The organism is Telluria mixta, assembly GCF_029223865.1.
GTDB classification, from domain to species: domain Bacteria; phylum Pseudomonadota; class Gammaproteobacteria; order Burkholderiales; family Burkholderiaceae_D; genus Telluria; species Telluria mixta.
In genome coordinates this window covers 6,708,017-6,732,522 of record NZ_CP119520.1, presented here as the reverse complement: position 1 = coordinate 6,732,522, position 24,506 = coordinate 6,708,017, and the positions used below count along the sequence as shown (strand labels likewise).

Below are 24,506 nucleotides of genomic sequence, written 5' to 3'. Positions count from 1 at the left end.
TCACGGCAAGCACCGGCACGACCGTCCGCATTGCGCGGCCGGCCGTGCCGGTTTTTTCTTTGGATACCGACCACATGACCATCAGTTTCCAGCGCCGCCGCCTGTTGCAGGGCGCGGCCCTGTTGCCGTTTACGGGCACGCTTCACGCGGCCGCCTCGCACCGCTTCGCGATTGGCGACCACGACTTCCTGCTGGACGGGAAACCGATCCAGATCCGCTGCGGCGAGATGCACTTCGCGCGCGTGCCGCGCGAGTACTGGTCGCACCGCCTCAAGACCATCAAGGCGATGGGCCTGAACGCGGTGTGCGCCTACCTGTTCTGGAACTACCACGAGTGGAGAGAGGGCCGCTACGACTGGGCCGCGCAGCGCGACGCCGCGGAGTTTTGCCGGCTCGCGCAGCAGGAAGGGCTGTGGGTGATCCTGCGTCCCGGTCCGTATGCCTGCGCGGAGTGGGAGATGGGCGGCATGCCGTGGTGGCTGCTCAAGCACGACGGCGACGCCTTCCTGCGCACGCGCGACGAAGCCTACCTCGCACCCGCGCGGCGCTGGCTGAAGGAAGTCGGGCGCGTGCTCGGTCCGCAGCAGGTGACGCAGGGCGGAAACATCCTGATGGTGCAGGTCGAAAACGAATACGGTTTCTATGGCGACGACGTGGGGTACCTGCGCGTGCTGCGCCAGGCGCTGCTGGACGCCGGCTTCGACGTGCCGCTGTTCCAGTGCAATCCGACGAACGCCGTCGCCCGCACGCACATCCCGGAACTGTTCACGGTGGCGAACTTCGGCAGCGACCCGGCCGCCGGCTTCAAGGCGCTGGACGCCGTGCAGAAGGGCCCGCGCATGTGCGGCGAGTATTACTCCGGCTGGTTCGATACATGGGGTTCGCCGCACCACAGCGGCGGCGTGGAAGGGGCGACGAAAGACATCGCCGCGATGCTGAAGGCGAACGGTTCGTTCAGCCTGTACATGGCGCACGGCGGCACGACGTTCGGCCTGTGGGGCGGTTGCGACCGTCCATTCCGGCCCGATACGACGAGCTATGACTACGATGCGCCGATCGGCGAAGCGGGCTGGATCGGCGCGAAGTTCGACGCCTACCGCGCCGCGATCACGCCGTTCCTCGCACCGGGCGAAACGCTGCCGGAACCGCCGCCGCGCATGCCCGTCATGACGATTGCGCCGTTCGCGCTGGCCGAATCCGTGCCGGTGAAGTCCGCGCTGCCGGCGCGCGTCATCAAGGCGGTGTCGCCGCGGCCGATCGAGCAGTACGACATCAGCCGCGGCCTCGTCTCGTATCGCGTGACGTTGCCGGCCGGCCCGGCGGGCGTCGTGGAAGTGGCACGCGCGCGCGACCTCGCGTGGGTCACACTCGACGGCAAGCAGGTCGGCACCTTCGACACGCGCTACCGCCGCTACAAGGTCGACGTGCCGGCGCGCGGCAAGCCGGCCGTGCTGGAGATCCTGCTGTACACGATCGCGCGCGTCAACTTCGGCGTGGAGATCCATGACCGCAAGGGCATCCACGGTCCCGTAACGTTTACGGCTAAGGGCGGCGCCACGCAGCCGTTGGAGAACTGGGAATTCCGCGCCATCGATTTCGATGCGGATGGCATCCTGCCGCCGCTGGCGTTCAGGAAGGGACGGGGCAAGGGCGCGGCGTTCTACCGCGGCGGCTTCGACGCGGCGCGCACGGACGATACCTTCCTCGACATGTCGGCGTGGGGCCAGGGCGTCGTCTGGGTCAACGGCCGCTGCCTCGGCAGGTTCTGGAGTATCGGCCCCACGCAGACGATGTATCTGCCGGGACCGTGGATCCGCAAGGGCCGCAACGAGGTCGTCGTGCTCGACTTGACCGGACCGCGCGGGCAGGGCACGCCCACGATCGCGGGACTGACGACGCCGATCCTCGACCAGCTGCACCGCGAGCGTGACCTGCCGCGTCCACCGAGCACCGTCCGCCTGCAGCTGGACGGCGTGAAGCCGGCACACGACGGCGAATTCGCACCGGGGTCGCAGACGCAGGACGTGCGCTTCGCCGCGCCAGTGACGGGCCGCCAGTTCTGCCTGGAGGGACTCGATGCCTTCGACGGCAAGCCGTATGCCGCCGTCGCGGAACTGGCCCTGCTGGACAAGGACGGCAAGACGCTGGACCAGTCCAACTGGACCATCGCCTGGGTCGACAGCGAGGAAGCGACGAAGGAAGACGGCGGGGCGCTGAACGCGATCAATGGCCAGAACAGCGATTACTGGATCACGGCCGAGAAGGCCCCGTATCCGCATCGCCTCGTGATCGACCTGGGACGCGGCATGGACGTGGCCGGGCTGCGCTACGTGCCGCGCCAGGGGCCGGACGGCACAGCGGGACGCATTCGCCGCTTCCGCGCGTACGTGGGCGACAGGCTGGTGGTGGAATAATCAAGGAGACGCACATGAAAGTATTCCTGGCAGCGGCGGTGCTGGCCATGGCGGCCCATGCGCATGCGGACAGCGTGTTCCGACCCGGCGCGATCTGGCCCGACGACAAGGGCGTGCACATCAACGCGCACGGCGGCGGCATCCTGGAACAGGACGGTGTGTACTATTGGTTCGGCGAGCACAAGGTCGCCGGCACGGCGGGCAACCGCGCCCAAGTCGGCGTGCACGTGTACAGCTCGCGCAACCTGACCGACTGGAAGGACGAAGGCATCGCGCTCGCCGTCACCGACGACCCCGCGAGCGACATCGTGCGCGATGCCATCATCGAGCGGCCGAAGGTGATCCGCAATCCGAAAACAGGAAAATTCGTGATGTGGTTCCACCTGGAGCTCAAGGGCAAGCGTTATGACGCGGCGCGCGCGGGCGTGGCCATCGCCGACAAGGTGACGGGACCGTACGTCTACCAGGGCTCGTTCCGCCCCGACGCGGGCGCGTGGCCCCTCGACGTGACGCCGGCGGACAAGGACCCGGCGACGTCCTTCCTCGCGCGCGACCACGCGGGCGGGCAGATGTCGCGCGACATGACGCTGTTCGTGGACGACGACGGCGCGGCCTACCAGCTGTATGCGTCCGAGGAAAACCACACAATGCACGTATCGCGCCTGACGGACGACTACCTGCGTTCGGCCGGGCGGTACGCACGCGTGAAGCAGAACGGCGACGACGAAGCCCCGGCCATCTTCAAGCACGGCGGCAAATACTACCTCGTGACGTCGGGCCTGACGGGCTGGGCGCCGAACGCGGCGAAGTCGTATGCGGCGGACAACATGCTGGGTCCGTGGACGGCGCTGGGCAATCCGGTGCGGGGCACGCCGGAGCAGCAGAAGATCACGTTCGGCGGCCAGTCGACGTATGCGCTCACCCTGCAGCGCAACGGCTGCACGCGGCATATCCTGATGCTGGACGTGTGGCGCAAGGAGAATGCCATCGACGGGCGCTACGTGTGGCTGCCGGTCGAGTGGGAAGGCGGCAAACCGGTGGTGCGCTGGCGCGACCAGTGGACCTTGGCGGAGATGGACAAGCTGCCCTGCGACGGGCCTGGCACCGCGGGAGACAGGCGATGACCGAATCCGGCAAGACCGAGCGCTCCGCGGGCGGCGCGACGGTGTGGGACGTCGCCAGCCGGGCCGGGGTCTCGGCGATGACCGTCTCGCGCGTCATCAACGGCAATACCAGCGTCAGCGTCAAGAACCGGGAAAAGGTCATGCGGGCGATCGGCGAACTCAATTACGAGGTCAACGTGGCGGCCCGCGCGGCGCGCATCGGCACGCTGCGCGTCGGCCTGCTGTACAGCAACCCCAGCGAGGCCTTCCTCAGCGCGTTCCTCGTCGGCGCGCTGACCGAGTGCGGCCAGAGCGGCGCCCACCTGATCCTCGAGCACTGCGACAACCTGAAGAGCCAGCGCAAGGCGATCGACCGCCTGATCGACGACGGCGCCGACGGCATCCTCGTGCCGCCGCCGCTGTGCGATTCGAAGTCCGCCCTCAGGATGCTGGCGGAACTGGGCATCCCGTCCGTGGCCGTCGCCACCGCGCGGCCGTCGCCGCAGATGTCGGCCGTGCGCATCGACGACTACGAAGGCGCGCTGACGATGATGCGGCACCTGCTGGCCCTGGGCCACACGGACATTGGCTTCATCAAGGGCGACCCGGAGCACACGCCGACCCAGTTGCGCTACCAGGCGTTCATCGACGCCATGCGCGGGGCCGGTCTCGACGTGCCCGCGGAGCGGGTCGCGCAGGGCATGTTCACCTACCGTTCGGGCCTGCTGGCGGCGCGCGAGCTGCTGGGGCAACCGACGCGGCCGACGGCCATCTTCGCCAGCAACGACGACATGGCGGCGGCCGTCATCGCCGTGGCGCACGGGATGCACCTGCAGGTGCCGGACGACTTGACCGTCTGCGGGTTCGACGACACGCCTGTCGCGACGACCGTGTGGCCGGAACTGACGACGATCCACCAGCCGATCACGGAAATGGCCCGCGGCGCCGTCGCCCTGCTGATCGAGCATATCCGCTCGCAACGCTCGGGCCACGCCTACGACCGGCGGCACCAGCTGATGCCGTACACGCTGGTGGTGCGCGAATCGACCTCGGGGACCGACTGACCGTTACTGCGCCGGCGGCACCCCGAGCAGTTCTTCGACATGCGCCAGCGCCGCCTGGTCCTTGATGACGGCCCGCAGCCACGTATGCAGATCCTGCTCGCCGGCGCTCGCGGCTTTCTCGGCGAAGTACGAGACGGGGCTGTGCGGCTCGGTCTCCCGGAAGAACTTCGCAATCGTGCGCAGCTGCGCGATCGCGTCCGCGCGCGAGCGGATCGAGCCGGCGACGACGGCCTGCGGTTGCGGCGTTGCCACGACGGCTTGCGCTCCAGCGGCTGGGTCAGCGGGCGCTTCGGCGGGTACGACCGCCTGCGGTGCGGCAGCCGGTGCCGGCAGCGCATGCAGCAGCGCCTGCACGGCTTCGCGCGCCTGCGAGAAGCCCGGGCTGTCCTGGCCCAGGCGTTCGTCGGCCGCCCGTTCCAGTTGCGCGAGCGCGTCCAGGCAGCCTTCCGCGTTGGCGCGCATGGCCTCGATGTAGGCGGTGGAGTTGCCGCGCTTCGCGGCTTCCATGTCGGCCAGGCGCGGCGGCGTCTCGGTGTCGCCGGCGGCGGCGCGGCGCCGTGCGGCTTCGAAATCGACCGTCGAATACGCGGTGCCGCGGCCTTCCGTCAGCGGCATCTCGCGCACGAGGGCGCGCGTGCGCGACAAAATCCACGCGAGGTTGCCGATGCGCTGTTCCTGGTCGCCGCCGTCCGCTTCCGGGTACAGGCCCTGGTCCCAAAAGCGGTCGCACAGGCCCGCCAGCACGCGGAAACCTTCGCCCAGGCCGCGCAGGTGGTGGCGCCTGGCGGCGGCTTCCGTGAGCCAGACGGCGAGGCGCAGGTCCTTCGTCTGTTCGGCCAGCAGGCGCGCGCAGCGGTCGACGACGAAGCCCCAGTCGGCCTCCTTCAGGTCCGTCACCCACTCGCCCTGAGCGAGCGACGGGTCGTCGAACTGGCGCGCGCGGGCGATGGCGTCCAGTTCGGGCGAGAAGGCGAGGTCGGCGCCGCACGGGGCGGCGTCGGAAATCGGGGCGAGCAGGGCGGCGGCGGTAAACATGGTGTCTTTCAATGGAAAATCATTCTCATTGCGCGAGGCGGAATTCGATGCGGCGGTTGCGCGCGCGGCCCTCGGCGGTGTCGTTGCTGGCGATCGGGCGGTCCGGGCCCTGGCCGCTGGCGGCAAGGTTCTCTTCCGCGATGCCGTGCGCGGCCAGGTAGGATTTCACCGTGGCGGCGCGCGCCTGGCTCAGGCTCACGTTGCTGGCGCGCAGGCCGGCGCTGTCCGTGTGGCCGATGATCTCGATGCGGCGGCCCTTCAGCTTCTGCATCGCGGCGACCATCTCGTCGAGGATCGCGCGCCCGGTCGGCGTCAGGGTCGCCTTGCCGCTCTCGAATTCCACGGTGCGGTTGGCCAGCGTGTTGTCGAGCAGGGCCTGTTCGGCGGCGGAGACGCGCAGGCCGTTGTTGACGGTGTAGGTCGGATTCAGGCTCGTGGCGACGTTGCTGGCGATGCGCTGGCGCTGCGCCTCGTTCGCGACTTCGCCGCGCAGGCTCACGTTGCTGCCGTCGATCTTGAGCTGGCCGCGGCTGATCTGGCGCAGGTCCGGCGTGATGAGCTTTTGCACGTAGCCGTTCCAGTTGGCCGGCATGGCGACGGGGCCGATGGCGATCTGGTCGACCACGCGGTCGGCGCCGTAGACCTCGCGCAGCTTCGCGAGCACGGCGGCCTTGGTCGCCTCGTCCGGGACGGTGCCGCTGGCCGTGACCTGGCCAGGTTGCGGCGCGGCGGGCGCGGGCGCGGTGTTCTGCGCGGCGGCGATACCGGCGTGGCACATGACGAAGAACGCGAGGAGGGCGCGCTGGGTAAAGAATCGCATATCAGGTTCCGATGAATGCCGCGGCGACGGAATCGAGCGCGGACTTGAGGGACAGGCTGCCCTGCGCCAGCCAGGCGGAGAGCTTGCGCACGGCGTAGTCGCCGTCGACCTGGTCTTCGACCCATTCGAGGTCGGCGAAGCCGATGAGGTGGTCGAGGCCGGCCTGCGGGTCGATGAGGGTGCGCAGGGTCTGCGCCGACGCGCCGGAAAAGCCGACGACGAGCGCCGGCCGGTCGTCCAGCCGGGTGACGAACAGGGCCAGCTCGAAGTCGGCGCGTGCGAGGAACGGCGCGATCACGTGCATCCAGAACGCGGCCACGAGGTTGCGGTGGATCGGGTCTTCCGGCAGCGGCAGCACGAGGCTTTTTTCCAGGCGTCCGGACCCGCTGGCCAGCACGGGCTGCAGCAGCATGCCCAGCGCCAGCAGCACCTGGCGCGTGGAGACGGCGAAGCCGGCGCCGGCCAGCAGCGCGTCCAGCGCGGTGATCGTCTGCACTTCCAGGAAGTCGTCGAACGCGGGGTCGTAGGCGGCCGCGCGCAGGTCGAGGTCGATCGGCTGGCTGCTCGCCGCAAGCAGCGGCGCGGCCGGATCGCCCGCGTTGCGCACCCCCGCCGTCAGCGTCTCGAGGCGGCTCCACAGGCGCGTGAACACGAGCGGCGTCGTGGGCAGGAACGCGGCCGGTTCCGGGATTTCCATCGCCCCGGCCATCAGGAACGGATAGCGGCGGCTCGATTCGTCGCTGCTGGCGACGATGTGGCCGCCGATCGCGTGGCGCCGGCGCGGGCCGACGAACGCGAAGTGCAGCGGCGCGGCGGCGTCGTACGCGAGCTTCCAGCGCGCGTTGGTGCTCATCAGGTCCATCGCTTCCGACAGCCAGTCATCCAGCACCTTGAGGAGGGCCGGGCTGGCGCTGCCGCGCACGAAGTCGCCGCGGCTGGGCAGCTTGCCGAAATAGCCGACGCTGACGGGGGTCGTGAGGCGGCTCATTGCGCACCTCCCGCCTGGGCCGTGCGCACCGGCGCGGCCGGCGCAGGCGCGGCGGCCGGCGCCGCTGCCGGTGTCACTGCAGCGGTGCGCGGCGCCGTGATCGTCTCCGGCAGGCGCAGGCGCTTGAAGCCCTGGCCGGACGATGACGCTTGCACGGCCGCCGGTGCCGGAGCGGCCGGCAAGACCTTCAGGTTTGCATTCACCGTGACACCGCCGGCCTGCCACGACAGCTCGAACGAGCCGTCCGGCTTGCGCTTGCGCTGGGCCGCGTCGATCATTTTCTTGAGGCCGAAGTGGCCCGGCTCGTCCAGCACGACGACGTTGCGGCCTTCCGGCGTGAGCGCGGTGATCTTCGCGCCCGGCACGCCCTGCGGATTCGGCCACACCATGTGCACCCACGGTTGCGGCTGGCCGCGCCAGCGCAGCGACTGGCCGTCGATCTCCACCGTGAATTCGGTGGCGCCCTGCGTGCCCAGCGCCTGCAGGTCGAAGCAGGTCTGCGCCTCGCCGCCGCTGCTCGCCGCCGCGTTGGCGACGCCGCCGGCCGCCAGCGGCGCGACCCAGCCCGGGAAGCTCGCGACGACGTTCGGGGCCAGGTTCACGCCCATGTCGGCCCACGTGCGCGGGCTGAGCGAATCGCCGCGGCGCACGACCAGTGGACCCACCGTCGTGTTGAAGAATTTCGCGATCGCGCCGTCCGGGCCGAAGACCTGGCCGATCTCGGCGTTGCTCGCCTCGGCCTTGGACTCCGTCGAGAACGGATACTTGGTCGCCAGGTCGCGGTTGAACGGCTGCACGACCTGCGCGGCCCACACCTTGTTGATCTCCGCTTCGGCCGGCTGCACGATCACGGCGAATGTCTGCATCAGCGGGCGCACGAGCACGGGACGCAGCGCCTGGCGCTGGACATCCGTCATCCCGACGAGCATCTGTTCATCGACGTATTTCAGCGCGTCGGCCAGCTCGGAGCCGCTGCCGTCCAGCGTCTGCTGCATCAGCTGCTTGGCGCCGGGGCCGGGGTCGCCCTGGTTCTTGATCTGGTTGAAGCGCGCGCGCAGCTTCGACAGGTTGTCGACATAGCCGCGCATCAGCGACGCATCCTTGTCGCGGGCGACCACGAGGCGGGCGACGCCGGCGAACTCGCGGCCGACGGGGCCCAGCGCCGGCGCGTTGGCCGGTTGCGAACCCGGTGCCGGCAGGCTGACGTTCACGATGGCCGGCTTCTGGCGCAGGATCGTCTCGCGGAACCAGCCCGTCAGGCCGCTCTGCGCGCGCTGCAGCGTGGCGCCGGCCAGCGTCGGGTTGTCCCACGACGTCTGTTCGTACACGGTCGACACGAGCTTGTTGATGGGCGAATTCTGCGGATCGCCCAGGCGGTTCATGGCGGCGGCCGCGCCGTCGAAGCCGTCCAGGTCCTTCACCGTCACACCCTGCATGAACTTCTGCCACTCGCGCGCATACTCGGCCTTGTACAGGTCGACGAGCGATTTCTGGATCTGTTCCGGGCTGCCCTCCAGCGTGAGGTCGTCGCGCGCGGCGGTCTTCAGGACCCAGTCGGCGCTTTGCAGTTCGCGGTTGGCCGCGTCGCGGAACGCCTGCTGCACGAAGCCTTCCCAGGCCTGGCGCGTGAAGGCGCCGGAGATCGCGTAGCTGCCGAGGACGAGGTCCTTGTCCTGGTCGCCGACGATGCGCGCCACGGTGATCGACGGATAGCGGGTGGCGGCGCGCGCCTTCACGTCCGCGTACACGCGCTCCCGCGCCGGCATGCCGCGCACGACCTTGCGCAGGCTGTCGCGCGTCTGGTCGACGAGCGCGAGGCGCGTGTCGATGACGGGCCACGACGTGTCGTTGACCTGCGCGAGGTAGAACGAGATCATGCGCTCGGCGCTGCGGATCATCTGCTCGCGCGGCATCGCGCCGCGGTTCGATTCCAGCCAGTTGCGCCAGAAGCGCGTGAGCTGGTCGTTCAGGTGGGCGCTCTCGGCGCGCGATTTATCGCCCAGCATCAGGTACGTCTTCAATGCGTTGTACGCGTCCTCGGTGTCGGCCGGCGACGCATCCTTGAACTGCTGCGGCGCGTCGGAGGCGGCCGTCGGCGCGCCAGCCGGCTTGTTCATCGGCTGCAACTGGCCCGCGTTGCCGTTCACGTCGGCCAGGTACGATTCCAGCGACTGCGCGACGGGCTTCAGCATCACTTCGCGCACGCCGTTGAAATACTCTTCCTTCAACTTCCGGTTCAGGAGGTTGCCCTGGTACAGGCCGAGGCTGAGGCCCAGCGGGCGGTGTTCGGCGTAGCGGTCGAGCTGTTCGATGCGGTCCTGCAGGATCTCCAGCGCCTGGAAGCGCGACTGCAGGTCGAGGCTCTTGCCCTGCACGCGGATGGCCTGGTCCAGGTCGGCCTGGACGTTGGCGACGAGCTGGCGGTTGTTCATGTACGACCAGCTCCAGCCCGCGAGCGCGAGGCCGACGATGGCCGTCGCGGCGAAGAACGCGGCATAGCGCAGGCGCGTCTTGGCCGGGCTGGCGTACTGCGCGACGAGGTCCTTGTCGGCGAAGATCACCTTGCGGAACAGGTTGAGGAGGAAGTAGCCCTGCTGCTGGTGCTGGTCTTCGTGGGCCGGCGGCGCGAGGCGCAGGTCGAAACGCTGCGCGACGCGGGCGGACGACGTCGACACCGTCTCGCCTTCCTGCAGCGCGCTCGTGAAGTAGAAGCCGCGGAAGACGGGCTTGAACTGGAACGGGTTGTCCTCGAACAGCGTGGCGACGAACGCACGCAGCGCCGGCTTGATCGACGAGAATTCGAGCGGGAAGGTGAACACGCCGGACGGCATGCTCTCGCGCCGCTGCAGCGCCATGTTCGCGAGGCTCAGTTCCTTGAGGCCGTCGTACAGTTCGTCGAAGCGGGCGTCGAACTGGTCGAGCAGGCGTTCGCTCGTCACGTTCTGGTCGTAGGGGAGCGTCGCGCCCCACACCTTCTCGCGCTCGGCGCGCTCGGCGTCCTGGAAGAATTCGTTGAAACCGTCGATCAGGTCGGCCTTCGTGAACACGACGTAGACGGGCGCATGGACTTCGAGACGCTCGGTCAGTTCCTGCACGCGCTGGCGCAGGTTCTTGGCCAGGTTGATCGCGAATTCGGGACGGTTGCGGGTCAGTTCCGCGATGCTGACGGCGATGATCACGCCGTTGATCGGCGCCTTGCGGCGGTGCTTCTTCAGCAGGTCGAGGAAACCGAACCACTCGGCGCGGTCCTGGTCGACGACGGAGTAGCGCCCGGCCGTGTCGAGCAGGATGCCCTCGGTCGTGAAGAACCAGTCGCAGTTGCGCGTGCCGCCCACGCCCTGCACGACCTTGCTGTCGGCGAACGGGAACTGCAGGCCGGAGCTGGCGATCGCGGTGCTCTTGCCGGCCGCCGGGTTCCCGATGATCATGTACCACGGCAGTTCGTACAGCGCGGCGCTGCCGGACAACTGGCCCAGCTTGGAACCCTTGATCGTCGCGATGGCGTCGAGCAGGCGCTTGCGGATCACTTCCGTTTCCTGGCGCTGGGTGGCGTCGGCGACAGGTTTGTCGGCTTGCTGTTCGAGCATGTCGCCGATCTGCTTCGCCTTTCTCGCATGGCGCCAGCGGCGGAACAGCCAGATGGCGGCGCCGACGGCCAGCGCAATGCCGAGCACGATCCACGGCAGCGAGGCAGGCCATTGCAGCAGCCGCGCGGCCACGAACAGCAGCGCGGCGAAGGCCACCCAGCCGATGACGGTCAGGCTGGCGCGGGCGGTCAGGAAATCCCAGGTTTTTTGCATGATTACGAGAGTGTGATTAATGCTTCATGACGCCGGGCACGCGCAGTTCCGTGTGCCCGAAGTCCATCATTTTCCAGCGTCCGCCCCACGTGAGGCCGACGGATTCGGCCACCTGGCCGTACAACTGGTAACCGCGCATCGCCCATGGATCCTTTTCCGAGATCACGAGCTTGCCGTCGCGGACGAATGCGCAATCGGCGGCGAGGCCGTACTGGTGCCAGCTTTGCCACGACCGCGCGTTCGTGACGCCCGGTCCCAGCGCGGCCAGCGCGTCCTGGCGCGCGGGGCTGCGATAGCCTTCCAGGATCGCCATGTCGTAGCCATGACGCTCCTTCATGATCCGGAAGACGGTCAGCAGGCGCTGCGTGTAATCGGCGTTCAGCATGGCCCAGTCGCGGCTGGCCGAGGCGAGCAGCGGACGTTCCTGCGCCACTTCGGCCGTCGCGAACACGAGCGGCGGCAGCGGGGGCGGCGGCACGAGCTGCTCGCCCTGCAGCAGGTCGGCCACCTGCGTGTTCATGGGGCGCTCCGTCGACTCGTAGCCGTTCAGCATGGGCCGTTCCGCGAGCAGCAGGGCGGCCAGCGGCGGCAGGCAGACGAGCGCCGCGCCGCACGTGCAGGCGATCCAGTGGCGCCGCACGAAGCCGGCCAGGCTGCCCGCTGTCGCGCGGCCGTTCGCGGCCAGCGCATCCGCGTCGCGCAGGCGCTGCTGCGCGAGCATGCCCGCGCGCCGCCCGAGCCGCTGCCCGGCTCCCGCGAGCGCGTTCAGGACGAACTCGCGGCCGGCCGGGAACAGCACCATCCAGCTGATCGCGCACGCCAACACGAAATACACCGTCACTGCCAACACCCACACCGTACTCTCCGGAAGCCGTTCACATTGTTGTCGAAGAAATATTTCCCGAAAGTATAAATCCGGTAAGCGACAACCCCGCGCACGATTGAAAAAACGCAAAAACTCACCAAATGTGTTAATCGCGCACGATTAAAAGCAAAATAGAGGCACAATTGTCTTGATTCTTGTAAAGTAATGCAAACTTTTTTAAGGAGCTGATTTGCAACATCAAGGCGATCGCCCGGTCCGTGGCGGCCGGCCCAGCCTGCTCTCGCCCGAAGAGCAGCCGGTTCAGGAGCGGCAGGGCATCCTCAGTTCGCTGGATGGCATGCCCGGGCAGGCAGCTGCCGCGCAAGCGCCACGGCCCCGTTCACGCGCGCTGGTGTGGGGCGGCGTGGCCGCGGGCCTGGTCGCCGTGTGCGGCGCGCTGTTCCTGTTCGGCGGGAGCGACGAACGTGCCGTGCTGACCCCAGCGCCGGTGCAGGTCGCGGCCGCATCGGCTGCAGCTGCTGCGCCGGCCATTCCCGTGACCCCGGTCGCGCTGCCGGCACCGGCACCAGCTCCGGCGGCTGCCGTGCTGCGCGACGAGCCGGCGGCGCCGGCCGAGCCCATGACCAATCCGCTGGCCGACATGGCCGCGCCGCCCGCGCCCGCGCACCGCAAGGAACGTACGGCGAAAGCGGAGAAGGCTGCGAAGGCAGAGAAGGCCGAGCGCAGGGAAGCGCACGCGAAGACTGTGCACGCCAGGGCACAGGACAAGTCACGCGAGGCCGCGAAGGACAAAAAGACGAAGGCGAAGGCGGGCGGGACGCGCGAGCAGGACAGCGACGTCGTCCTGCTGGCGGCCCTGATGAGCCACATGGACCCGAAGAAGGGCAAGGCCACGCCGGCGGAACAGCTGGCGTCGTGCCGCCGCTACAACGCGGCCGGCGAGGAACAATGCCGCGCGCGGGTGTGCGCGGCGGCGGGCCCCAAGGAGCCCGCGTGCAAGCGCGTGCAGGCTGTGCGCGCAGACACGGGGAACTGAGCGGAGTCGTGACCTAGCGACGTCCTGCGGGCGCCCGGTACGCGCCGTAGCGTCGTCCGATCGCCGCGATCGCGCCGTCCGCCAGGCGCGATCGCACGATGCCGTTCACGCGCGCCAGCGTGGCGGCGTCCGTGTCGAGCAGGTCGATCGCCACGTCGAAGCCGAATTCGTCCGGATCGAGCAGCGTGTCCAGCACGCGCAGGTTCGCCGCGCCGGCCTGCTGCCGATACCAGCCCACCGCCACGTCCGACACGACCCCGGCGTCCGCGTCCCCCCGGACCACGGCGTCGATGATCTCGGGATCCGTCCGGAACCGCACCCATACGGGCACGCCGTGCGCATCGAGCCAGCGGTGCGCCCACGAGCCGCTCGGCACGGCCACGTGGCCCGTGCGCAGCGCGTCCAACGAGTCGACGCGACCGCGCCCCGTGTCCACCACGACGGCACCGGCCCGCATCCACGGTATCGTCGGCACGTTGCGCCATGACGCCGGGCGGTCGTCCACCTTGACGACGGCCGTGCCCATGATGGCGTCGCAGCCCACCCGGCGGGCCAGTTCGCGGCGCGGGATCCAGCGCACGCCGAGCGCGAGACCCAGGTCGGAGGCGACGAGGCGGCCCAGGTCGACGTACAACCCGGCCGGCGTGCCGTCGCGCCGCGAGAACGGCATGTCGTCCGGCGCCGCGCAGATCACGAACTCGTTCGACGCCGCCATCTCGGGCAGCGTACGCGCCTGTGCGGTGGCAGCCACGCAAGCCAGGGCGAACAGCCAGTGTTTCCGAAGACGGGCCATGGCGGCCTCCTATTTCGCCGCGCCGGCGTTCTTCAGCGACAGGATGTACGCGGTCAGCTCCTGGATCTGCTGCTCGTTGAACGCGCCTTTCCACGCCGGCATGTTGAACGAGCCGCGCTGCTTGCCGTTGGCGATCGTCTCCGCGACGTATTCCTTCGTCAGGTCGTCGCGGCCCTGCAGCGGGGCCGCCTTGCCGCCCGAGCCGGCATTGCCGTGGCAGTAGACGCAGCTCTGGGTGAAGCGCTTGGCGCCGGCGTCGATCATGGCCTGGTCCGGCTTGGCGGGGCCGGAGATGGTCGGTGCGACGGCCATGGCGGCCGATGCGCACAGCAGCTGGACCGCGAGGGCACAGACGATGGGTTTGAACATGAGAGTCTCCTTGATTATCGTTGGTGGTGAAAGCGGGCGCGCGCGGCGCCCGCGTTGAAGATCAGTCGAGCGCGAACACGACCATCGCCGCGCCGCCCGTGAGCTGTTTCACGGCCGGGAAGGCGGAGGCCATGAAGCCCGGCGCCAGCGAACCCCAGCCGCTCGGCACGGCGATGTACTGCTTGCCGTTCACGGCATAGCTGACGATGCCGCCGCGGATGCCGGAGCCGGTCTGGAACTGCCACAGCTCCGCGCCCGTGTCGGCGTCATACGCGTGCACGAAGCCCTGCGGATCGCCGTTGAACACGAGGCCGCCGCCCGTCGTGAGCACGCTGCCCAGGCCCGGGACCGGATACTTGACGCTCCATTTCAGCTTGCCCGTGAGCGGATCGCGCGCATCGAGGCGGCCTTCGGCGGGACGGTCCGGCGGCGGCACGGCTTCCAGCTTGTCGACGCCGAGGTACAGGCTCGCGATGCCCATGCCGGACGTCTCCTGCTTGGCCGGGATCACGTTCTGGCAGACTTCCATCGCGTTCGTGTACCACAGCTTCGTCTTCGGGTTGTACGCGCCCGCGTTGTAGCTGCGCGTGCCGAGCAGGTAGGGGCACAGCAGGGTCTCTTTCCCGACCGGCATCTCGCGCCGGCCGATCAGTTCTCCGGTCTTCGGATCGATCGTCTTGACGAAGTTGTAGGTCTGGCTCAGCGGCCACACGTTTTCCAGTTTGCCGTCCGCCTTGTCCATCACGAACACGAAGCCGCTCTTGTTCAGGTGGACGACGACGTCCTTGCCGTCCTTCTTGAGGAGCAGGGCTTCGTACGTGGAGTCGTAGTCGAACGTGTCGTGCGGGATTTCCTGGCGATGCCATTTCAGCTTGCCCGTCTTCGGATCGAGCGCCAGCAGGCTCGCCGTGTACAGGTTGTCGCCCTTGCGGCCGTCGCCGTAGAAGTCCGGGGCCGCGTTGCTCGTGCCGATGAAGAACGTGTCCGACGCCGCATCGTAGGTGCCCGGCATCCAGGCGCCGCCGCCCGCGACTTCGCCCGTGTCGCCGGGCCAGCTGGCCGGGTCGTCGCGGATCGTGTCGAAGGTCCACATCTTCGCCCCCGTGATGGCGTTAACGGCGTAGATCTTGCCGCGCTGCGCCTGGTCGCCGCCTGTCGTGCCGCCGATCAGGACGTCGCCAGCCAGCACGGGCGACGACGAGAACAGGCAGCCGAAGCATTTCTTCAGGTCCGTGAGCTGCGTGGACCACACTTCCTTGCCCGTCTTGTCGTCGATGGCGACGAAGCGGCCGTCCAGGGTGCCGAGGTAGATGCGGCCATGGCCCATCGTGATGCTGCGGCCCAGCGACGCATAGAAACTTTCGGAGGCGACGGCGGCCAGCTTCGGCTGGTAGTGCCACAGCGCCTTGCCGGTGGCGCCGTCCAGCGCGAACACGTGGTTGTTGGGGCCGACGTAGTACAGCACGCCGTCCTTGACGAGCGGCGTGGAGACGAGGCCGGATGTGATGTCGCCCGGCTGGTGGATCCATACGGGTTTCAGGCGCTTGACGTTCTTCGACGTGATCTGGTCCAGCGGCGAATAGCGCCAGGCGTTGGACGTGCGGTGGTATTGCGTCCAGTTGGCGGCGTCATCGTCGTCGCCGTGCGCGGCCGACGGTTGCGCCAGCGAGAGGGCGAGCAGGAAAGCGGCGACGGCGGCCGCCGTGTTGGAACGGGTGGTCGGGTGCATGTTGGGGTCCTCGGAATGCGTTGGATGGATTACCACACGAAGCGGCCGCCGAGGGTCGCGTAGCGGGTATTGGTCGGCCGCGCGAACACGGGGTTCAGCGAGAACGTCGAGCGCGCGAGTTCGGCATACACCGTCACGTGCGGATTCACCGCGTAATAGGCGCCGCCGATGTTCGAGCGCGCGAGGTGGCCGGGCGTGGCGGCCGTGTCGTCGATGCGCGTGCGGCCGTAGCTGTAGCGCAGCGACAGCGCGTCGGTCGCATGCCACACCACCTGCGCGAAGCCGCCGCGGCTGCGGCGTTCCCGGCCGGCGGCATCGAGCGCGTCGAGGTCCTGCATCAGCACGGAGCCGAGGCCGTCCGCCTTGAAGCCGGACAGGTGGAAGTTCAGCGGCCCGACGTCGACCGTCGTGCCGGCCGAGATGCCGCGCGTGTGCACGTCGTCCTGCACGCAGGCGGCGCCGCCCGCAACGGTGCAGTGGCGCGCCGTCTGCCAGGTGAAGTCGCCGTAGATCTTGAACTTGGCGCCGCCCAGCTGGTCGTTGTAATACACGCCACCTTCCACGCGCGGCGAATTCGTCTGGTCCGCGCCGGCGCCCGTGAACACGTTGCGGATCTGGCTCGGGTCGTACACCGCCATCGAGAACGACAGCGGCACCGTCTTCGGCGAGTTGTAGCGCAGCCCCGCGTTGAAGTTCGTGTACATGTAGCCCGCGTTGAACGTGGCGGCCAGCGCATTGGTCGTGTTGACGACGTCGTAGCCCGTCAGGCCGCCCGCCAGCACGGAGGCGTCGGCCAGCACGGGTTCCGCCTGGTAGATGCCGTAGGACTTGCCGATCACGATCTCGCCCCAGGCCGCCGACGCCTTCGCCCACATCTCGCGCGGGTCCAGCGCTTTGCTGCCCGTGTTGCCGACGTTGCCCGCGTTGCGGAAGTTGCCTTCGCCCGATTGCGAGTTGATGTACAGGCCCACGCGGCTGCTGTACGTGATGCCGTCGATGGCGGGCGAGGTGACGGTGAATGCGAACAGGCTGGGCGTCGTGCCCGAGGTCATGCGGAAGCCCGTCGTACCGGCGGCGTCGCCGTTCTGGCGGTGCGCCTGCACGATGATCCAGCCGTCCGTGCCGAGCTTCCAGCCGCCCGGGGTTTCGAATTCCACGGCGGCGTGGGTGGAACCTGCGGCCGCGCAGGCCACCAGCGCGACCAGCATGCGGGTCTTGTGTGTCTCTTTCATGTCGTCTCCATTGATTGTTGTGGGTGCTGCGCTGGTGGCTTCTGCAAAAACGGTGCCACCGGCCGCTTCTCTCTGGCAGAGCCGCGCGCGCTGAAACAGATGTCGCAGCCGGGTAGGCCGTGCCTGCGACAGATGACGCGTCCACGGGCCCGAAACGGCCCGTTTTGCCCGCCGCGACGGGGGAAACAGGCATGGCATCGAATTTGCTGAAGGGGTAGGTGCATGCACCAACCCACAGACAAGGAGACAGCAACATGCAGCCGACACGGGAACACCTGCTCTGGATGTACGAGAAGATGATCGAGATCCGCGAGTACGAAGAAACGATGGCGAAGGTTTACCTCGAGGGCAAGCTGCCCCCGAAGATCCAGAAGGGCCTCGCGTTCGACATCGGCGCCGGCCCCGTGCCGGGCGAGATGCACCTCGCGGCCGGCCAGGAACCGGTCGCCGTCGGCGTGTGCGCGCACCTGGGCAATGACGACAGCGTCGTCGGCGCGCACCGCTCGCACCACTTCGCCATCGCCAAGGGCGTGCCGCTCGATGCGATGACGGCCGAGATGTTTGGCAAGGACACGGGCCTGGGCCGCGGCAAGGGCGGCCACATGCACCTGTTCCACGTGCCGACCAAGTTTTCCTGCAGCGGCATCGTGGGCGCCAGCGCCCCGCAGGCCTGCGGCGCCGCGCTCGCCGCGCGCAAACTCGGCAAGGACTGGGTCGCGATCGCCTTCTTCGGCGAAGGCGCCGCCAACCAGGGGGCGTTCCACGAAGCGCTGAACCTGGCCGCCGTCTGGAAGCTGCCCGTCGTCTTCGTCTGCGAAGACAACAAGTACGGCATCTCGGTCGAGAAATCCGTGTCCACGTCCGTCGCATCGAACGCCGTGCGCGGCGCCGCCTACGGCATGCCCGGCGTGCTGGTCGAGCGCAACGATGCCGTCGAGGTGTACGCGGCGGCCGGCGCCGCCATCGCCCGCGCGCGCCGCGGGGAAGGGCCGACCCTCATCGAAGTCAAGACGGACCGCTATTTCGGCCACTTCCAGGGCGACCCCGAAACCTACCGTCCGAAAGGCGAGAGCGCCGCGCTGCGCCAGGACGACCCGATCGTGCGGTTGGGCGCGCGCCTGCGTGCGGAAGGGCTGATCGACGACGCGCAGGACCGCGACCTGCGTTTGAAAGCGTCCGCCCGCGTGGAAGCGGCATTCGCGTTCGGCCGCAACAGCCCGTATCCGGATCCGCAGGACGCCCTGAAACACGTATTCGCCGATTGAGAGAAGGAGACACAGCATGCAAAACAACACCAAGAGCGGCGTACGCACGCTCACCATGGCGCAAGCCATCGCCGAAGCCATCGGCCAGGAGATGGAACGCGATTCGTCCGTGTTCGTGATGGGCGAGGACATCGGCAAGTACGGCGGCATCTTTTCCGCCACCACGGGCCTGCTCGACCGCTTCGGCCCCGAGCGCATCATGGAGACGCCGATCTCGGAAACCGCGTTCATGGGCGCGGCCGTCGGTGCCGCAGCGGAAGGGCTGCGTCCCATCGCGGAACTGATGTTCGTCGACTTCTTCGGCGTCTGCTTCGACCAGATCTACAACCACATGGCGAAGAATTCGTACATGTCCGGCGGCGCGTTGAAACTGCCCGTGGTGATCACGACGGGCATCGGCGGCGGCTACAACGACGCGGCCCAGCACTCGCAATGCCTGTACGCGAGCTTCGCCCACATGCCGGGCCTGAAGGTCGTCGTGCCGTCCAACGCCTACGACGCCAAAGGCCTCATGGTGCAGGCGATCCGCGACGACAACCCGGTCGTGTTCTGCTACCACAAGGGGATCATGGGCCTGTCGTGGATGTCCTACTTCGAGGGCAGCACGAACGCCGTCCCAGAGGAAGCCTATGCGATCCCGTTCGGCGAATCGCGCATCGTGCGCGAAGGCCGCGACGTCACCATCGTCACCCTGAGCCAGATGGTGCAGAAGGCCGCCATCGCGGCCGAACAGCTGGCGCAGGAAGGTATCTCCGTCGAGGTGCTGGACCTGCGCACCATCGTCCCGCTCGACCGTGCCGGCGTGCTGGCGTCGGTCGCGAAAACGGGCCGCGTGCTGATCGCGGACGAGGACTACCTGAGCTTCGGCCTGTCCGGCGAAATCGCCGCGCTCGTCGCCGAACACCTCGACACCATTCAATTGCGCGCGCCCGTGAAGCGCCTGGCGGTGCCGGACGTGCCGATCCCGTTCAGCCGTCCGCTCGAACAGGCCGTCATCCCGCAGGTCGACGCCATCGCCGACGCCGTGCGTGCCCTGGTGCGCGCAGAACCCATTCATCAACTTCAACAAGGAGCACAAGCATGATCGACGTGAAACTGGACGGCGCCGTCTGGGACGATGTGGAAGAGGGGACCGAGGCCCTGCTGCAGGACTGGCAGGTCGAGGTGGGCCAGCAGGTGACGGCGGGCCAGACCCTCGTCGTCGCGGAACTGGTCAAGACGACGCACGAGGTGACGGCGCCGGCCGCGGGCCGCCTGGCCGCCATCGAGGTCGCCGCGGGCGACACGTTCGGCCGCCACACCGTGCTGGCGCGGATCGAGGGGTAGGCCATGGATGCCGTGACCGTACCCGCGACGGTGCCGCTGACCGGGATGCGCGGGGCCATCGCACGCAACATGGAGCAGGGCTGGCGCGTGCCGCGCGTGGCGCAGTCGGTCGAGGTGGACGTGACCGCGCTGCAGGCCCTGCGCGCGGCCGCGCCCGACGACGAACGGGTGAGCCTGACGGCGTACGTGCTGCGCGCCGTCGCGCTGTGCCTGCGCGAGCATCCGCGCCTGAACGCCCGCATGCGCGAGAAGGACATCGAGCTGCTGGACGACGTCAACCTGGGGCTCGCCGTGAGCCTGGAGGACGGCCTGATGGTGCCGGTCTTGCGCAACGCCGACCGCAAGAGCGCGGCCGAGCTGGGGCGCGAGGCGCGCACGCTGGCGGAAGGGGCGCGCGCCGGCACCCTGTCGGCCGGCAGCTACCAGCGCGGCACGTTCACCGTGACGAACCTGGGCAATACCGACATCGACAGCTTCACGCCGATCATCAACAGCCCGCAGGTGGCCATCCTCGGCGTCACGCGCGTCGCGGCCCGGCCGGTGGCGCGGGGGAACGAGGTCGCGATCGCGCCGATGATGGGCCTGCACCTCGTGTTCGACCACCGTGCCGTCGACGGCTTCCCGGCCGCGCTGTTCCTGACGGACCTGAAACGGCGGCTGGAAGCCGCAAAGGAGCTGTAATGGATGCCCGGATGGTCTTCATCGACACCGTGACCTCGTACGAGGAACAGGCGTGGAACGCGGCCCAGCTGCGCGAACCCGTCACCGAGCCGCGCGTGCGCCTGTGGACCTACCGGGTGCCCGGCGTCGTGCTGGGCTGCTCGCAGACGGCGCTGCGCGAGCGGCTCGCGGCCGGCCATGCGCTGGCCGGGTCCGTCGTGCAGCGCGGCTCGGGCGGCGGCGCCGTGCTGACGGGGCCCTGGATGGTCAGCGCGTCCGTCGTGCTGCCGCCCGACCATCCGCTGCTCGGGCGCAGCACGCTGTCCAGTTACCGCTGGCTGGGCGCGCTGCACGCGGGCCTGCTGCGCGACGCCGGCATTCCCGCGTATGCGATCCCGCCCGAGGAAGTGCGGCTGCGGCCGGGCGACGCGCGCCTGAAGTGGGCCTGCTACGGCGGCCTGTCGCCGTGGGAAGTCGTCGTCGGCAGCCGCAAGATCGTCGGCCTGGCCCAGCTGCGGCGCCGCACCGGCGTATTGATGACGTCGGGGACGCTGATCGCGCCGCCCGACTGGTCGCTGCTGTGCGGCGCCCTCGGGCAAGACGCCTGCGATGCGGCGCTGCTCGACGATTGCACGACGTCGTTCGCCCAGCAGCTCGGCGCGCCCGTGCTGGCGGAGGTGCTGGCCGAGCGCCTGCACCACATGCTGACCGACGTGCTGGGCGCCGCGTCCGATGCGCTGCCTGCGCGTCCGCCCGCTCCCGTGCCGGAGCGCTTTTCCACTGTGTCCTATTGAAAGAGGAATCACCATGAAAGATCAACCATCGAACACCTGCACCGGCATGCGCGTGCTGCCGAAGGTCGTCACCGTCACCCGCCGCGGTTTCCTGCGCGGCGGCGCCATGGCCATCGGCGCGGCGGCCGCAGGTCCTGCGGCGCTGGCCGCCTCGGGCGACACTCACCTCGCGCAGGACTTTCCGACGCTGGGCGCGGCCACGGCGCAGACCCTGTTGCGCATGGCGCGCGACGTGTTCCCGCACGATAGGCTCGCCGACCGCTACTACGTCGAGGCGATCCAGCCGTTCGAGCGCGCGGCCGCGAAGGATGCGAAGCAGGCGGCCCTGTTCCGCGACGGCGTGCGCGCCCTGGACAAGGCCGCGCAGAAGCGCTTCGGCAAGCCCTACGCGGCCGTCAAGCGCGAGCCGGAGCGCGTCAGCCTGCTGAAGGCCATCGAACCGTCGCCGTTCTTCCAGAAGGTACGCGGCGAGATGGTAACGAGCCTGTACGACAACAAGGCCGTGTGGCCGCTGCTCGGCTACGAAGGGTCGTCGTGGGAACAGGGCGGCTACATCAACCGCGGTTTCAACGACATCGACTGGCTGTAAGCGCCCGCCGCACTCATAAAAAAGACAGGAGACAGCAATGAGCAAGAACATCGAACTGGGCGACGAGGACGCAATCGTCATCATCGGCTCGGGCGCGGGTGGCGCGACCTTGGCCAACGAACTGGCCCAGCGGGGCGTCGACAAGATCGTGATCCTCGAGGCGGGGAAGCATTTCACGCAGGCGGATTTCGAGAACGACGAGTGGGCCATGTTCAACAAGATCTCGTGGCTCGACAAGCGGATATCGGCCGGCGGCTGGCACCACACCAAGACCTACCCGAACCTGCCGGCATGGATCGTCAAGGCGGTGGGCGGATCGACCGTGCACTGGTCCGGCGTCGCGCTGCGCTTCCAGGAGCACGACTTCAGGACGCGCACCATCTACGGCAAGGTCGATGGCGCCAACATCCTCGACTGGCCCATCACCCTGGCGGAGCTGGAGCCGTACTACGAACTGGCGGAAAAGAAGATGGGCGTGGCCGGCACCCGCGCGAGCGGCCTGCCGCCGATGCCGGAATCGAACCAGACCAAGGTCGTGGCGGCCGGCGCGCGCAAGATCGGCTACAACAAGATCATCCGCCCCGTCGCATCGAATTCGCAGCCGTACGACGGGCGTCCCGGCTGCCAGCAGATCGGCTTCTGCATGCAGGGCTGCAAGATCGGTGCGAAGTGGTCGACCCTGTACACGGAAGTGCCGAAGGCGCTGGACACGGGCCGCGTCGAACTGCGCCCCGAAAGCATGGTGCTGCAGATCCAGCACGACAAGTCGGGCAAGGTGAACGGGGTGCTGTACGCGGACAACCAGGGCCGCCACGTGCTGCAGAAGGCGCGTCTCGTGGCCGTCGCCGGCAACTCCATCGAGTCGCCGCGCCTGCTGCTGAACTCCGCCTCGTCGATGTTCCCGAACGGCCTCGCGAATTCGTCCGGCCAGGTGGGCCGCAACTACATGAACCACGCGACGGCGGCCGCCGTGGCGATCCACAAGAAGCCCGTGTACATGAACCGCGGCTTCGACATCGGCGCCGTCGTCGCCGACGAGGTGGCCCTGAACACGCAGCGCGGCTTCAATGGCGGCTATTACCTGGAAGGCCTCTCCCTCGGCCTGCCGTACACGGCGGCCTTCATGAAGCCCGGCGGCTGGGGCCGGGATGTCACGTCGGCGCTGGAAATGTACGACCACATGACCGCGATCTGGGTCTGCGGCGAAGACATGGCGCGCGAACAGAACGGCATCACCCTGCACCCGACCGAGAAGGACCAGTACGGCCTGCCCATCCCGATCGTGTCCAAGACGTACCACAAGAACGACAACGCGATCGCGGCGCACGGCCTGGTCCAGTTCCGCAAGCTGTCCGAAGCCGTGGGGGCCACGCGGGTCGTCGACATGCCCGCATACCCGGCCAGCCACAACCTCGGCACGAACCGCATGAGCGAACACGCGCGCGACGGTGTCGTCAACAAATGGGGCCGTACGCACGACGTCAAGAACCTGTACATCTCGGACGGCAGCCAGTTCGCGTCGAGTTCCGCCGCGAATCCGACGCTGACCATCGTCGCGCTCGCGATCCGGCAGGCCGAGCACATCGCGGGCGAGCTGGCACGCGGCGCGGTCTAGGAGCGGCGATGACGCCTACCTCCAAACAGCTGGGCGCGGCCAAGACGAGCCGCATTCCCATCAAGATCGTGCCGGCGGAGCGGTTGCCGAAGCCGGACTGGATCCGCACGCGGGCGCCGGCGCCGTCGTCGCGGTTCTTCGAGATCAAGGCTATCCTGCGCGAGAACGCGCTGACGACCGTGTGCGAGGAAGCGAGCTGCCCGAACATCGGCGAGTGCTTCGGCAAGGGTACGGCCACGTTCATGATCATGGGCGACAAGTGCACGCGCCGCTGCCCGTTCTGCGACGTGGGCCATGGCCGGCCCGATCCGCTCGACCCGGCGGAACCGGAACGGCTGGCGCGCACGGTAGCGGCCCTTAATCTGCGCTACGTGGTGATCACGTCCGTCGACCGCGACGACCTGCGCGACGGCGGCGCCGGCCATTTCGCCGCCTGCATCCGCGCCGTGCGGGCCGCCACGCCGTCGACCCGCATCGAGGTGCTCGTGCCGGACTTCCGCGGCCGCCTCGATGCGGCGCTGGATGCGCTCGACGCCGCGCCGCCCGATGTGCTGAACCACAACATCGAGACGGTGCCGCGCCTGTACGGCCCCGTGCGCCCCGGTGCCGACTATGCGCATTCGCTGGCGTTGCTGGAACGTTTCAAGGAGCGGCACCCGGAGGTCAAGACCAAATCGGGCCTGATGGTGGGCCTGGGCGAGACCGACGACGAGGTCGAGGACGTGCTGCACGACCTGCGCGCGCACGGCGTGGACATGGTCACGATCGGCCAGTACCTGGCCCCGTCCGGCGCGCACCTGCCCGTGCGCCGCTACGTGACGCCGGACGCCTTTGCACGCCTGCGCGATGCGGCGGAGGCGCTGGGTTTCGCGCATGCGGCCGTCGGCCCGCTCGTGCGGTCGAGCTACCACGCGGACGTCCAGCACGCGCAAGCAGACCTGGACCGCGGCTGGCTGTTCGGCGCCAGCGATCCGCTGGACGATATCCAGCCGTTCCGCGCCGCGCCCGAACACATGGGATGAGTTTTTAGCTCATAAATGGAGTACCA

The 24,506-nt window shown here is 68.6% G+C and carries 21 protein-coding genes; 12 read left to right on the top strand and 9 right to left on the bottom strand.

Features of this window, described 5'->3' with window-relative positions; genetic code table 11:
- Positions 1-74 precede the first annotated feature (74 nt).
- Genes P0M04_RS29640 through P0M04_RS29630 form a run of 3 tightly spaced genes read left to right on the top strand, consistent with a single transcriptional unit; the run spans position 75 to position 4,581 of the window.
- Positions 75-2,414, top strand: coding sequence for a beta-galactosidase (locus P0M04_RS29640; RefSeq protein ID WP_259450135.1), 2,340 nt, complete (start codon positions 75-77; stop codon positions 2,412-2,414).
- 14 nt (positions 2,415-2,428) lie between these two features.
- On the top strand, positions 2,429-3,538 hold the full coding sequence (locus P0M04_RS29635) for a glycoside hydrolase family 43 protein (RefSeq protein WP_259450134.1): 1,110 nt from the start codon (positions 2,429-2,431) through the stop codon (positions 3,536-3,538).
- Positions 3,535-4,581 (top strand): LacI family DNA-binding transcriptional regulator, encoded by a 1,047-nt coding sequence (locus P0M04_RS29630; RefSeq protein WP_259450133.1) that lies wholly within the window; start codon positions 3,535-3,537, stop codon positions 4,579-4,581. The genes P0M04_RS29635 and P0M04_RS29630 overlap by 4 nt, the downstream gene beginning before the upstream one ends.
- A gap of 3 nt (positions 4,582-4,584) precedes the next feature.
- Here the strand turns inward: P0M04_RS29630 and tssA are convergent, their stop codons facing one another.
- From tssA to P0M04_RS29605, 5 genes are read right to left on the bottom strand one after another with little or no spacing between them, the layout of a single operon-like run.
- On the bottom strand, positions 4,585-5,616 hold the full coding sequence (gene tssA, locus P0M04_RS29625) for a type VI secretion system protein TssA (protein ID WP_259450132.1): 1,032 nt from the start codon (positions 5,614-5,616) through the stop codon (positions 4,585-4,587).
- Positions 5,617-5,641: 25 nt separating this feature from the next.
- Complete coding sequence (locus P0M04_RS29620; protein ID WP_259450131.1) at positions 5,642-6,436, bottom strand: OmpA family protein; 795 nt, start codon at positions 6,434-6,436, stop codon at positions 5,642-5,644.
- A gap of 1 nt (position 6,437) precedes the next feature.
- Positions 6,438-7,424, bottom strand: coding sequence for a type VI secretion system-associated protein TagF (gene tagF, locus P0M04_RS29615; RefSeq protein ID WP_259450130.1), 987 nt, complete (start codon positions 7,422-7,424; stop codon positions 6,438-6,440).
- The gene (gene tssM, locus P0M04_RS29610; RefSeq protein ID WP_259450129.1) at positions 7,421-11,224 is read right to left on the bottom strand and encodes a type VI secretion system membrane subunit TssM; all 3,804 of its coding nucleotides are present in this window, start codon (positions 11,222-11,224) and stop codon (positions 7,421-7,423) included. The genes tagF and tssM overlap by 4 nt, the downstream gene beginning before the upstream one ends.
- A 16-nt stretch (positions 11,225-11,240) precedes the next feature.
- On the bottom strand, positions 11,241-12,080 hold the full coding sequence (locus P0M04_RS29605) for a M15 family metallopeptidase (protein ID WP_259450128.1): 840 nt from the start codon (positions 12,078-12,080) through the stop codon (positions 11,241-11,243).
- A gap of 199 nt (positions 12,081-12,279) precedes the next feature.
- On the opposite strand from P0M04_RS29605, the gene P0M04_RS29600 reads away from it, so the two are divergent.
- On the top strand, positions 12,280-13,086 hold the full coding sequence (locus tag P0M04_RS29600) for a hypothetical protein (RefSeq protein ID WP_259450127.1): 807 nt from the start codon (positions 12,280-12,282) through the stop codon (positions 13,084-13,086).
- A 13-nt stretch (positions 13,087-13,099) separates the two neighbouring features.
- Here the strand turns inward: P0M04_RS29600 and P0M04_RS29595 are convergent, their stop codons facing one another.
- From P0M04_RS29595 to P0M04_RS29580, 4 genes are all read right to left on the bottom strand, one after another.
- The gene (locus P0M04_RS29595) at positions 13,100-13,879 is read right to left on the bottom strand and encodes a substrate-binding periplasmic protein (RefSeq protein WP_259450126.1); all 780 of its coding nucleotides are present in this window, start codon (positions 13,877-13,879) and stop codon (positions 13,100-13,102) included.
- A 9-nt stretch (positions 13,880-13,888) separates the two neighbouring features.
- Positions 13,889-14,248 carry a c-type cytochrome gene (locus P0M04_RS29590; protein ID WP_259450125.1) on the bottom strand — a complete coding sequence of 120 codons (360 nt, stop codon included), beginning with the start codon at positions 14,246-14,248 and terminating at the stop codon, positions 13,889-13,891.
- Between the two features lie 61 nt (positions 14,249-14,309).
- A complete protein-coding gene (locus P0M04_RS29585) occupies positions 14,310-15,977 on the bottom strand; it encodes a pyrroloquinoline quinone-dependent dehydrogenase (RefSeq protein ID WP_259450124.1) in 1,668 nt (555 codons plus the stop codon).
- A gap of 29 nt (positions 15,978-16,006) precedes the next feature.
- Positions 16,007-17,209: a porin family protein gene (locus P0M04_RS29580; RefSeq protein ID WP_259450123.1), complete on the bottom strand. Its 1,203-nt coding sequence runs from the start codon at positions 17,207-17,209 to the stop codon at positions 16,007-16,009.
- 254 nt (positions 17,210-17,463) lie between these two features.
- Between P0M04_RS29580 and P0M04_RS29575 the strand changes: the two genes are divergently transcribed.
- Genes P0M04_RS29575 through lipA form a run of 8 tightly spaced genes read left to right on the top strand, consistent with a single transcriptional unit; the run spans position 17,464 to position 24,480 of the window.
- Positions 17,464-18,474: a thiamine pyrophosphate-dependent dehydrogenase E1 component subunit alpha gene (locus P0M04_RS29575; protein WP_259450122.1), complete on the top strand. Its 1,011-nt coding sequence runs from the start codon at positions 17,464-17,466 to the stop codon at positions 18,472-18,474.
- A 16-nt stretch (positions 18,475-18,490) separates the two neighbouring features.
- On the top strand, positions 18,491-19,558 hold the full coding sequence (locus P0M04_RS29570; protein ID WP_259450121.1) for an alpha-ketoacid dehydrogenase subunit beta: 1,068 nt from the start codon (positions 18,491-18,493) through the stop codon (positions 19,556-19,558).
- Entirely contained in the window at positions 19,555-19,800 is a 246-nt protein-coding gene (locus tag P0M04_RS29565; RefSeq protein ID WP_259450120.1) for an acyl-CoA carboxylase biotin carboxyl carrier protein subunit, read from the top strand. The genes P0M04_RS29570 and P0M04_RS29565 overlap by 4 nt, the downstream gene beginning before the upstream one ends.
- 3 nt (positions 19,801-19,803) lie before the next feature.
- Positions 19,804-20,481, top strand: a complete 678-nt coding sequence (locus P0M04_RS29560; protein ID WP_259450119.1) for a dihydrolipoamide acetyltransferase family protein — start codon at positions 19,804-19,806, stop codon at positions 20,479-20,481.
- Positions 20,481-21,254: a lipoate--protein ligase family protein gene (locus P0M04_RS29555; protein ID WP_259450118.1), complete on the top strand. Its 774-nt coding sequence runs from the start codon at positions 20,481-20,483 to the stop codon at positions 21,252-21,254. The genes P0M04_RS29560 and P0M04_RS29555 overlap by 1 nt, the downstream gene beginning before the upstream one ends.
- Positions 21,255-21,267: 13 nt before the next feature.
- Complete coding sequence (locus P0M04_RS29550) at positions 21,268-21,843, top strand: gluconate 2-dehydrogenase subunit 3 family protein (RefSeq protein WP_259450117.1); 576 nt, start codon at positions 21,268-21,270, stop codon at positions 21,841-21,843.
- A gap of 37 nt (positions 21,844-21,880) precedes the next feature.
- Positions 21,881-23,458, top strand: coding sequence for a GMC family oxidoreductase (locus P0M04_RS29545; protein ID WP_259450116.1), 1,578 nt, complete (start codon positions 21,881-21,883; stop codon positions 23,456-23,458).
- 8 nt (positions 23,459-23,466) lie between these two features.
- Positions 23,467-24,480, top strand: coding sequence for a lipoyl synthase (gene lipA / locus P0M04_RS29540; protein WP_259450115.1), 1,014 nt, complete (start codon positions 23,467-23,469; stop codon positions 24,478-24,480).
- Positions 24,481-24,506 lie beyond the last annotated feature (26 nt).